This window comes from Microcoleus sp. LAD1_D5 (genome assembly GCF_036702115.1).
In the GTDB taxonomy this organism is placed as follows: domain Bacteria; phylum Cyanobacteriota; class Cyanobacteriia; order Cyanobacteriales; family Microcoleaceae; genus Microcoleus.
Map to the genome: position 1 here is coordinate 195925 of NZ_JAUBSA010000003.1, position 11388 is coordinate 207312.

The 11388-nt window shown below is 45.7% G+C and carries 12 protein-coding genes; 5 read left to right on the plus strand and 7 right to left on the minus strand.

The window, feature by feature from the left end:
- Positions 1 to 29 precede the first annotated feature (29 nt).
- Positions 30 to 464, plus strand: coding sequence for a hypothetical protein (locus tag QUA70_RS02890; protein WP_333334350.1), 435 nt, complete (start codon positions 30 to 32; stop codon positions 462 to 464).
- 364 nt (positions 465 to 828) lie between these two features.
- Here the strand turns inward: QUA70_RS02890 and QUA70_RS02895 are convergent, their stop codons facing one another.
- Together QUA70_RS02895 and QUA70_RS02900 are read right to left on the minus strand one after the other, a co-directional pair.
- Entirely contained in the window at positions 829 to 1587 is a 759-nt protein-coding gene (locus QUA70_RS02895; RefSeq protein WP_333334352.1) for a phycobilisome rod-core linker polypeptide, read from the minus strand.
- Positions 1588 to 1880: 293 nt separating this feature from the next.
- Positions 1881 to 2477: a phycobiliprotein lyase gene (locus tag QUA70_RS02900; protein WP_333334354.1), complete on the minus strand. Its 597-nt coding sequence runs from the start codon at positions 2475 to 2477 to the stop codon at positions 1881 to 1883.
- Between the two features lie 228 nt (positions 2478 to 2705).
- On the opposite strand from QUA70_RS02900, the gene QUA70_RS02905 reads away from it, so the two are divergent.
- A complete protein-coding gene (locus QUA70_RS02905) occupies positions 2706 to 2876 on the plus strand; it encodes an NblA/ycf18 family protein (protein ID WP_242716365.1) in 171 nt (56 codons plus the stop codon).
- Between the two features lie 230 nt (positions 2877 to 3106).
- Here the strand turns inward: QUA70_RS02905 and pstB are convergent, their stop codons facing one another.
- The 4 genes from pstB to pstS all read right to left on the minus strand — a co-directional run bounded on the left by pstB (position 3107) and on the right by pstS (position 7298).
- Positions 3107 to 3907: a phosphate ABC transporter ATP-binding protein PstB gene (gene pstB / locus QUA70_RS02910; RefSeq protein WP_333334356.1), complete on the minus strand. Its 801-nt coding sequence runs from the start codon at positions 3905 to 3907 to the stop codon at positions 3107 to 3109.
- Positions 3908 to 4007: 100 nt separating this feature from the next.
- Entirely contained in the window at positions 4008 to 4901 is an 894-nt protein-coding gene (pstA, locus tag QUA70_RS02915) for a phosphate ABC transporter permease PstA (protein ID WP_333334358.1), read from the minus strand.
- Positions 4902 to 4935: 34 nt separating this feature from the next.
- Positions 4936 to 5892: a phosphate ABC transporter permease subunit PstC gene (pstC, locus tag QUA70_RS02920; RefSeq protein WP_333344359.1), complete on the minus strand. Its 957-nt coding sequence runs from the start codon at positions 5890 to 5892 to the stop codon at positions 4936 to 4938.
- Positions 5893 to 6122: 230 nt separating this feature from the next.
- Positions 6123 to 7298 (minus strand): phosphate ABC transporter substrate-binding protein PstS, encoded by a 1176-nt coding sequence (gene pstS / locus QUA70_RS02925; RefSeq protein WP_333344356.1) that lies wholly within the window; start codon positions 7296 to 7298, stop codon positions 6123 to 6125.
- 458 nt (positions 7299 to 7756) lie between these two features.
- On the opposite strand from pstS, the gene QUA70_RS02930 reads away from it, so the two are divergent.
- From QUA70_RS02930 to QUA70_RS02940, 3 genes are all read left to right on the plus strand, one after another.
- The gene (locus tag QUA70_RS02930) at positions 7757 to 8335 is read left to right on the plus strand and encodes a biotin transporter BioY (protein ID WP_006635529.1); all 579 of its coding nucleotides are present in this window, start codon (positions 7757 to 7759) and stop codon (positions 8333 to 8335) included.
- Between the two features lie 250 nt (positions 8336 to 8585).
- A complete protein-coding gene (gene lspA / locus QUA70_RS02935) occupies positions 8586 to 9095 on the plus strand; it encodes a signal peptidase II (RefSeq protein ID WP_333334363.1) in 510 nt (169 codons plus the stop codon).
- A 360-nt stretch (positions 9096 to 9455) separates the two neighbouring features.
- Positions 9456 to 11111 (plus strand): radical SAM protein, encoded by a 1656-nt coding sequence (locus QUA70_RS02940; RefSeq protein WP_333344354.1) that lies wholly within the window; start codon positions 9456 to 9458, stop codon positions 11109 to 11111.
- A 32-nt stretch (positions 11112 to 11143) separates the two neighbouring features.
- Here QUA70_RS02940 and QUA70_RS02945 read toward each other — a convergent pair.
- A partial coding sequence (locus QUA70_RS02945; RefSeq protein WP_333334367.1) for a hypothetical protein occupies positions 11144 to 11388 on the minus strand: 245 nt, incomplete at its 5' end.

Genomic DNA, 11388 nt, shown 5'->3' on the forward strand with positions numbered 1-11388 from the left:
ATGTTGGGCAGTTAACACTGGTAGTTTCTATGTCTAAATTTGAGGAACTTTGCAAAGCTTACGCCGCATCCCGGCAAGCATACCGCGAATCCTGCGAAGCTGGTCAGGATTTTAGTGAAATTTTTATCAAGCAAATGAGCGATTATTTGGAATGCGCGATTCAAAACCAAAATCAGAAGTTTGATGAAAATGGGATACTGTATTTTGATGGTGCGATCGATGTTTGCGAAAATCCCGAAAATCCCGAAAAGGCCGATCGCGAAACAGTCGAAATATCTTTGAGTGTTAACAAAGTTATTGACAATTTCATTGTCACGGTTTATCCTTGGGGTCACGAATTCAAGATTCTCCTTGATGAACCCAGACACTTTGAAGAAGCTTTTGAATACATTTTTGATCGACTCCAATCAGCTTATACTGGCGTAAGTCTGTTACCGTCAGAACCAGCTCCTGTACCTTTTTAATGACTAAAGTCCTTACTATAAACCTTTTTTTCCCTGCCTTTTGTCTTGATTAAACTTCTTGCCTAAATCTGTGATGTAAGAGGGCAACCGCAGATGAAAACAGATGAACGCAGATGAACGCAGATACATTTAAAGATAGGAGAGCGAAGAAGGGCTTCAACTCAAGTCTAATATTTATCTGTTAAATCCTGTAGATTGCTCGTTGCCGAACTTCTTTCCAAAAAAGTATGAGCCCTGAGTTTTGGATTCCAAGTTTATCAAAAAACTCAAACCTCAAAACTCAAGACTCAAAACTCTCTCAGCCTAAAAGCCGATCGATTCAGTTGATCGCCCGACACAAATAATCGCATCAGGGCAGCATCAATTACCGGCGACGGGGAACCATCGTCTCGATATTGATATTAGCCAGAGGCACGCGCTGCGGCGGACTAGCAGGCATGGGCATATTGCGCGCCATACCCAAATAGTTCGACGGATCGCCAGCCTTCGGTTGCTGCTCTTGAGGAACAAAACGGCGCACCCCAGTCTGCCAGATGATTTGCGGGAAGCCAAGCTGCGAACGGTGGTATTCGCTGTAGCGGGGCGTCTTCAAGTTGAAAGGAGTGTCCCCTCCAACTCGCTGAGGCAAAATTCGGCGCTGCTGGTAAGGTATTGTGTCATAGCCGAACTTTTCCAGGTACTCTTCGCTATTGACCAACTCGTCAATAAAGCCTTGAGGCCCCTTATTGGCTACTACGATCGACCAAGCAATCTTTTCGCGCTCGCTGTAAACATCCCGGCCCAAAATGCGCTGCACGCACATTTCCACAAACCGATAGTTGCTGTTAGTTTGGTAATTCCGCTCTAGGAAAGGAGAAGAAGTCGCCAAACCGCGAATAAAGTCCCGCACAGTAATTTGGCCGAACTTGAGTTGCGACTCCAAAGACTTTTGGCGGTTGCTCTTGAGGATTTGGTGTTCGCTGTAAATCTGGCGATATCCAGCCCAAATCAAATTTTCCATGTCTCCAGACGAGAGCACATTTTCAGTTGTGAAAACTCTGGGCTGCTCGTCGCTCCCCACTTCAAAACCAGCAACGCGCTGGTTTTGGCTCTTGGGGGCGTAGCTTAATAAAGGAAGCGCCACGTTAAAATCTCCGTTATCTCAAATTTCAGAAATAGTTGACACCGTGAGCTGCCAGCATAACGGATACAACTAACCAACATACAGATTAGGGGATTCCCGCAATCTAAATCTGATTTTCCTGAATTTTTGCAACAATCTGTAACATTTGTTGACTTTGGGGAAGTCATTAGTCAGCAGTCATTCGTCATTAGTGAGCAGTCAGCAGTCGGCTGAGTCTCGAAACGACGCCAAAGTAATAACCAATGACCAATGACTAATGACCAATGACTAATGACCAATGACTAATGACTAAATTACCAGCCCAGAGCCGAATAAAACTCGCTGGCGGGCACTTGATCTGCTGCTGCTTCAGATGTTGCATCCGAGTCTGGTTGCACCCTAATTTCGGTACAAAAAGTCGAAGTGCTGAAACCGCCAAAGCGCTTTACCGTACTCGTCCGCATCCGCACGTTCGGATTAGGAAACCAGAAACGCTCGATCGAACTCATCGTCTCGTATTCGGTAATCAGCAGCAGCGCATCCTCATCATCCATCTCAAAACGGCCAGCCACCGGCACAATTTCCGCATAGCCCCGTTCGCGCAACATCAAACCCTGCCGGGGATTTTCAGGATCGGGGACGATCGCGAACACCGTAGACCCTTTATGATTCTCATCATCCTTATCCCACGCCATCGAGCCGTGCCAAGTCACAAAAGCCCCCCCAGCAGCCCGGCTCGGATCGACTTCGTGCATCTTGCAAATCTCGGCGACTCTCGCATCATCCGCACCCAGCGCCGTTACCTGAATATTTGAATCCCCAATCTCCGCTTGGCGGAAAGCGAGGTGGTGAGTGCTGCGCTGAGAACGCCACTCCCCAGCACTGCTTTGAAAAAACTCCATGGCATCCATACAAACTAGCTCCTTTGGCTTAGGCTTCCCTGTCTTTACGCCTTTTTATGATAAGGCTCCCCCCACTTAGATGTACTTTTGCTACACAAATTAGTCTCAAAATGTGTACTTTGGACATATTGTCAAGTGAATGTTATGATAGTTTACAATGTAGGAGACACAACAAATCCTGCGAAACGTCATTCCGATCAATTTCGCATCAATCTCAGCAAACTGGAGGAGCGATTTATGGATATGCCTACAACCAGCCTCAGCATGGAACAGCAGTTCAAACTTCAAGTGCTGCGCGAAGAAGTCAAAAGGTTAAGCCAAGACCAAGCTCAGGAATACTTGCTCGAAGTTATGCGGCAAAACATGGTAAAAGAAAACCTGTTAAAGCATTGGATGAAGAATATGTGAACTCTTCGAGCACTTCTTCACAAAAATCAGTGGCTTGTATCTGCAAAAAGTACGATCGAGCTTTTAATCATAAAATCCAGAATCCCGCTTTCTCCAAGAAAGCGGGATTCTAAATTGACAAAAGCTTTACGCGGTTTTTTTGTCGCTACCAGACTCAGCAAATTAAATATTTTTAGTCTCTGAGAAAGGGACTTCGTTTGTGTAGCGATAGGTTAAAACCTGTCGGGGAATCAACCAAAACGGCCGCTCACATAATCCAAAGTAGACTCTTCTTTCGGACTTTGGAAAATTACCTCAGTCTTGTCACACTCCACAAGATAGCCAAATCGCTTCCCATCGTCAGAAAGTTTAGCATTGAAAAAAGCAGTCAGGTCAGAAACCCGAGAAGCCTGCTGCATATTGTGAGTAACGATCACGATCGTATACTTTTCCTTGAGTTCCCGCATCAACTCCTCAATCTTAATCGTAGAAATCGGGTCAAGAGAAGCGCAAGGTTCATCCATTAACACTACATCAGGATTAATCGCGATCGCCCTAGCAATACACAAACGCTGCTGCTGGCCACCCGAAAGAGAAAAACCGCTTTGCTTCAACTTATCCTTCACCTCATCCCACAAATAAGCTTGGCTGAGCGATTTTTCCACCAGCTCATCCATATCCCCCTTATAATTGTTCACCCTCGCACCGTAAGCAATATTGTCATAAATCGACTTCGGGAAAGGATTCGGCTTTTGAAACACCATCCCAATCTTGCGGCGCACCTCCACAGCATCAATATCAGGATCGTAAAGATTTTGACCGTGGTAATCAATTCTACCCTCTAAACGAAAACCGTTAACTAAATCGTTGAGGCGGTTAAAAGAGCGCAGAATTGTACTTTTACCGCAGCCAGACGGCCCAATCAAGGCAGTAATGCGATTTTTGGGAATCTCCATAGAAACATTTTTAACCGCGTGAAAAGCGCCGTAAAAAATATTGATATTTTCTGTCCGTAAAATTGTTTCCGTTTGCTGGTCTAAATCCATCATCATACAAGTAACAATCCAATCGAATTTTACAAAATAAGGAGAAGATGAGAGTTGTAAAGTTGAAGATGGGAAAAATCTTCCTTCTTCGTTCTTCCTTCTTCCTTTAATAAACTTTTTGGCGAGTTGCCCAGCGAGAAAGAATACTCGTCAGCAAAACCATAAGCACCAAAATCAAAGATGCAGCCCAAGCCAATTCTTTCTGTGCCTTAAAAGGAACCGTTGCAAAGTTGTACACCAAAACCGAAAGACTCGGAGTTGGCTTATCAAATCCTCCCGGCCAAAAAGGCGAATTCAGCGCCGTGAAAATCAAAGGAGCAGTCTCTCCAGCAGCCCGAGCAATTGCCAGTGTCACACCCGTTAAAATAGCTGGAATTGCTGCAGGCAAAACCACCTGCAACACCGTTTGATAATTTGAAGCACCCACACCAACCGACGCCCATCTAATATCTTGCGGGACGATTTGTAGAGCTTCGTCAGTAGTCCGCACAATCGTCGGCAACATCAGCACAGCCAGCGCCGCACCCCCTGCAATTGCCGAAAAACCTCCCATATTTACCACGAACAAACCGTAGGCAAATACCCCGGCAATAATCGAAGGAACCCCGCTGAGGACATTAGTAGCAAAGCGTACCCAGCGAGCTATTGAGCCTGTGCTGAACTCCGACAAATAAATTGCTGCCAACACACCAAACGGAACAGCAATTAAAGAAGCAATTCCTACGGTCATTAACGTACCGACAATTGCATTAGCAATCCCGCCTCCCGACAGTCCGGGCGGCGGCGGCAGCTTGGTAAACAAATCTAAATTCAGGCGATTGAAACCTTGTACGGTTACGTAGGAAAGCACTGCGAACAAAGGCAGCAGAGTGATGACCAGACTAGCTCCAGCCAGTACACTCATTGCCAGATTAAACAGCGCTTGCGGGCTGTTTTTAACCTTCTTTAAACTGCCTGTTTTCGATACCAAAGGATTCTCGTCGGAGACGCTATTTGACATAAACTAAAACTATGTAGGAAATCGCGGCAAACTTCTAGTTGTACTTCGCTCTTACTTGAGAAACAATCCACTCTGCCAAAATATTAACAATCAGTGTCATAATAAACAGAATTAGCCCAGTGTACATCAGAGCTGATACTTGCAACCCGGAGGCTTCCGCAAACTGATTGGCCATCAGAGAGGCAATAGTATTTGCCGGAGCTAGCACAGAAAGACTTAACTGATTGGAATTGCCAATTAACAGAGTTGCAGCCATTGTTTCTCCCATGGCGCGACCAAGCCCGAGCATGATTCCCCCGACAATGCCGGAAAAAGCCGCCGGTACGAGCACTCTAAAAATTGTTGTCCAGCGAGTAGCTCCTAAACCTAGAGATGCTTGCCGCAATTCGGGTGGGAGACTTGCCAAAGAGTCGCGGGAGATAGCAGTAATAATGGGCAAAGTCATGACTCCCAAAATTACTCCGGCTGGTAACATTCCCGGGCCAACTGGCGGGGTGCTAAAAATCGGCAGCCATCCCAAAGTGCCGTTGAGAAACTTGCCGAGAGTGGTAATCAGGGGAATCAATACAGCAATTCCCCACAAACCGTAGACTACGCTGGGAATGGCGGCTAAAAGTTCTACTAGAAAAACCAAAGCTGTCCGCACTGGCAGCGGCAAAAAATCTTCACTCAAGAAGATGGCAGTCCCTACTCCTAATGGTACTGCAATTAGGAGCGCGATCGCCGAACTGACGATCGTCCCGTAAATCATCGGCAGCGCACCGTACTCTTCTTTAACCGGATTCCAGCTACTGCTAAATAGAAATCCCAAACCGTACTGTTGAATCGCAGGTAAAGCCCTGTAAGCAACGGTGAGCGCGATTACCAGCAAAATTACACCAACTCCTATTCCCAAAATCCGCGTCAGCCAGATAAAGCCTTCGTCTAAAGACTTTTCTGCCCCAGAGCGCGATCGGCTCTTTGATTGAGCGCTGTGATTATCTGAAATCATAGAAAAAAAAACCAAATATATAGTAGCCGAAAATAGCCTGTTTCCCAAAAAGCTAGAAGGAAGCAGAAAGAAAGACCATAAATAAAATCAAAGAGGGGCGGGTTTATTAATCCCCTGACTGTTCAACAAATATTTCTGATAAAACCCGCCCCTACAGAAATATCTCTCTTTTTTTCTTCCGTCTTCCGTCTTCCCTCTTCCGTCTTCCGTCTTCCCTCTTCCTTCAATTGCTATTTGGCAACCTCAATCTTGTAGTCAGGGCTGATGCCGTCAGCGGCCGCTGCTACTTTTTCTTTAACGTTTTGGGGGAGAGGAACGTAGCCCAATTCGGAACTAACTTTTTGACCTTGATTCAAGCCGTATTCAATCATAGCCTCGATTGATTTGGCTTTGTTGGGGTCAGCAACTGTTTTGGGAACGAGCATCCAAGTGTAGCTAACAATAGGATAGGACTCTGCCCCTTCCGGATCGGGAATGAACGCCCGGAGATTCTCCGGTAGTACCACTGCTTCAAGGGTTTTTGCCCCCACTGGGTCGGTGTACACTACAAAATTGCCGGCTTTATTCTCCAGGGCAGCAAACTTGATATTGTTGTTCTTGGCGTAGCCGTATTCAATGTAGCCTATAGCGCCAACGGTTTGTTGAATAGAAGCCGTGACACCTTCATTGCCCTTGCCGCCAAGCTTACCGGCAGAAGGCCACTCTACTGTCTTGCCTTCCCCTACTTTTTCTTTCCATTCTGGACTGATGGCGCTGAGGTGTTTTGTGAATACGTCTGTCGTACCACTGCCGTCAGAACGGTGTACAACTGTGATATTTTGGTCTGGCAGTTTAGCGCCCGGGTTAGCAGCAGCAATTTTGGGGTCGTTCCACTTGGTGATGTTCCCCAAGAAGATATTTGTGTAAACGTCTCTTGGCAACTTCAGTTCGGGTACGTCAGGCAGGTTGTAGGCGAGCACGATGCTACCAGCCGACATCGGCAGCAAGAGCACGCCTCTGTCCGCTGGCAGCTTCCCAATTTCCTCGTCACTCATGGCGGTGTCGCTGGCTCCAAAGTCTACCGTACCTTTGGTAAACTGTTCGACTCCGGCGCCGCTGCCCACTGACTGATAGTTGATCTGTAATTTGGGATTGGTTGTGTTGAAATCTTGAAACCAGCGCTGGTACAGGGGTGCTGGAAATGTCGCGCCGGCACCCGTCAGGGCTACGTCTGAGGCTAGGGCGAGTTTGGTGTTTGCTGCTGTGCCGGTGGCTGCAACGGGGCTAGCGGCGGTGTCGCCGGGGCTGGGGCTGCTGCTTGTGGTTGTGGTCTCGCTGCCGCAAGCTGCTACACTGAGGGCGATCGCCATGGCAGAAATTGCTGTAGTCAGACGGTTTGGATTAATCAAGTTGAGACGAAAAAGCATAGGTATAAAAAATCTGCGATCGTTATATGGGTGTCCCGCATCAGCATAGCGCGCAAAAGTAAAGGTTAGGTTAAGAATCTTTACACTTAATCGCAATTTAATATAAATTAATATTATTGATTAATTGATGAGCTTGACTATTGTGATTTTATCAGATAAAGGCAAGATAAATTTGTACGGAAACCAGCATTCGATCGCCCGATCGCGAAAAATTCCCCATTAAATTATCACAAGATCGAGGCTTGAGAACCAGAAAACCATACAATGGTGGTTATTTTGATAGTAGTGCTAGGATTAAGAATTTAAAAGCTGCGGGCATTGAAGCTTGCATCTGACAAATACATTCTGACGAATGCTGTTTGATGATATAGCAACCGCCCTGACGGTGAGGACGTTCTTAATTGCACAAACATAAACGGTCAATTGCAACTTCGGTCTTCCTTCTTCCTTCTGCTATAATGCCTGCTCCTATTGAATTAATCTGGGCTGTTATTGGTTTGCTCCTGACGATAGGAGGCACTTTTTTGCCTGCATCTGTCACAATTCCGATTGGGTTGTGGGACGATCGAGGACTTCAGGCCTACTCTTTAGGCGTTACCTATCAAATTGGAGCCGTTTTGCTAGTAGGCTGCATGGGGGGGAAAAATGCTGCGGCTCTCTCGCAAATTGCCTATTTGGCATTAGGATTAACTTTGTGGCCAGTTTTTTCTCAAGGCGGCGGCATCGGCTATCTGAAAGAAGCGAGTTTTGGGTATTTGCTGGGTTTTGTGCCTGGTGCTTGGGTATGTGGCTGGGTGGCTTTTAAGGTGGCTTCGCGGCTGGAATCTATGGCTTTTAGCTGTTTATGCGGTTTGTTCACTGTTCACGCGATCGGCTTAATTTATCTAATTTTTACTTACTGGCTACCTCCGGCAAAAAAAACACCTTTATTCGATGAGATTCTTAAATATTCGGTTTATCCTCTGCCGGGACAATTGGCGGTTGTTTGTGCGATCGCAGTGCTGTCATTTACTTTACGCCGCTTGATGTTTTATTAATTACGAAGGAAGTTCGGCAACGGATTGTGTAACGGATGTAACGGATGTCAGGAAGAAGGAAGAAGGAAGAAGGAAGGAGGAAGAGGTAACTGGTAATTGTGCAAAATAAGGTTATACTATCATTGCCCAACGGGAGAGTCATCGCGCTGCGGCTGGGATTGCTTTTATCCACTGCATTCTGCTCGCAATGACAAGTGAGATTGCAGTAAATTCTCTCATGCCCGATGCCCCATTTTCTATTGCTTAATTCATGCGTTTTAAAAGAAATCCCTTGTTCTGGGTTGCTGCTGTTATCAGTTTATTTTTAGACCACCTGACTAAGTTTTGGGTGGTGCAAAATTTTGACTTGACGATTCCTCCGCAGACGCAGCCGCTGTTACCCGGAGTGTTTCACTTCACTTATGTTGTTAATACCGGTGCGGCTTTTAGTCTTTTCAGCAATGGCGGGGCGATTTGGTTGCGGTGGCTGTCTTTGGGCGTTAGTGTGGGATTGATTGTGCTGGCTTGGTTCGGGCCGCGAATTAACCGCTGGGAACAAGCTGGCTACGGTTTGATTTTGGGGGGAGCGCTGGGGAACGGGATCGATCGATTTGTTTCTGGCCATGTTGTAGATTTTATCGATTTTCGGCTGATTCGGTTCCCGGTATTTAATCTGGCCGATGTGTTTATTAATGCTGGGATTATTTGTTTGCTGATTGCAACTTTTCACAGTGCACCGCCGCCTAGAAATCAGGACGAGCGCGATTCTATTTCAGAGTAACTTTTAAGAAGTCAATCAATTTTAGATTTTAGATTTTAGATTAACCCACGCACCGGCTGTACCGTTCTCAGGTTTATCGGGTGCGGAGCTTTTTTTTGCTTATCCACTGATGAAGCCAGGGGCCTCGCCACCAATTGCTTTCGGTCATTTGTCCGTTGTCTGTTACCAGAAGGTATAGGTGTCAATTTGGGGTTAGAGTCATTTATGAGCTATAATTAGATTTTTTATTGCTAAGGCTAAACTCGATCGCGATTCAAAACACTTTGGTTACAAAGCCCCGGATTTATCCGTGGGATAAATTCCCAAATTTAAAATTTAAAATCTAAAATCTAAAATCTAAAATCTAAAATCTAAAATCGGATGACTCCTAATCCATTTGCCCAAGAACGCTTACTATTTGCCCCAGCAACCCCCGATGCTGATGCTATCCCGACTATTTTTGCTTTTCCCAACGAGTACACGGTGGGTATTACCAGTCTCGGCTATCAGATAGTGTGGGCAACTTTGGCTGTGCGATCGGATATTGAAGTGGGCCGTTTATTTACTGATATCAGCGAACAACTTCCCCGACATCCAGAATTACTGGGATTTTCGCTTTCTTGGGAACTAGACTATGTAAATATTCTAAATTTATTGGAATCTTTAGAAATTCCGATTTGGGCGTCTAAACGAACTGATAATCATCCGATCGTATTCGGCGGTGGCCCGGTTTTTACGGCTAATCCAGAACCTTTTGCCGATTTTTTTGATGTGATTTTGCTGGGAGATGGCGAACATCTCATTGACAATTTTATTGATGCTTATAAAGAAGTTCGTACCGCCGACAGACAAACTAAATTGCGGCATTTAGCCCAAGTTCCGGGAGTTTACGTCCCCAGTTTGTACGAAGTAACTTATCTGGATGCGACTGAGGGGATTAAATCGATTCAGCCAGTCGATTCGGGAATTCCCAGTATGGTTGAAAAACAGACTTATCGCGGCAATACTTTATCTGCTTCTACTGTGGTGACAGAAAAAGCTGCTTGGGAAAATATTTACATGGTGGAAGTGGTTCGGAGTTGTCCAGAAATGTGCCGTTTTTGTTTGGCAAGTTATCTGACTTTGCCGTTTAGAACTGCGAGTTTGGAGGATTCGCTAATTCCGGCGATCGATCGCGGTTTAGCTGTGACAAATCGCTTGGGTTTGTTGGGTGCTTCTGTCACTCAGCACCCGGAATTTGAAGCGTTGCTGGATCATTTAAATCATCCGAAATACGACGGCGTGCGGTTGAGTCTTTCTTCGGTAAGGACGAATACGGTGACAGTTAAGCTAGCAGAAATATTGACAAACAGAGACAGCAAATCTGTGACAATTGCGGTGGAAAGCGGGAGCGATCGCCTCCGCAAAATCGTTAACAAAAAACTCACAAATGACGAAATTATTCAAGCTGCTATCAATGCTAAAGCTGGCGGATTAAAGGGAATTAAACTTTACGGGATGGCGGGAATTCCCGGCGAAGAAATGGAGGATTTAGAGGAGACGGTGGAGATGATGCGGGCGATTAGAAAAGCCGCTCCCGGTTTGCGGTTGACTCTGGGATGCAGCACTTTTGTCCCGAAATCCCACACTCCTTTTCAGTGGTTTGGAGTGAATAAAGATGCGGAGAAGAGGCTGAAGTTTTTAGATAAAGAATTGCGTAAGTTAGGTTTAGAATTTAGACCTGAAAGCTATAACTGGTCGGTGATTCAAGGTTTGTTATCAAAGGGCGATCGGCGGTTGTCTCGGCTGTTGGAATTAGTGCGGCATTACGGCGATACTTTGGGCAGTTATCGGCGGGCATTTAAGGAGTTGCGGGGACAGTTGCCTGAGATGGATTTTTATGTTTTTCAAGAGTGGGAATTGGAGCAGGTTTTGCCTTGGAGTCATTTAAAAGGGCCGCTACCGGAGGCGACTTTGAAAAAACATTTGGGTGAGGCGATGAGTCATACCACACGACAGCCAAATCAAGAATGTGAGAATTCACTAAGTCGCGTTTAGTAAATTAGATTATAATAGCCTCATGCGTGTTATTAGCCGAAAACGATTAAAATAATTTTGGGAAACACACCCCAATGCTGAAACAAGTCTGTTGCTGTGGTATCAGCGTAGTTGTGATGCTGAATGGCAAGTTTAGTAGATATTCGTAAAGTATTTCCTTCGGCTGACTTAGTAGGTAACTTTACGGTATTTAATCCAGTAGATTCCATGTATATGTGGTACACTAGATTCAGTAGCCTCACCAGAAAAAATGAAAGCTTATTCAATAGAGTTTCGT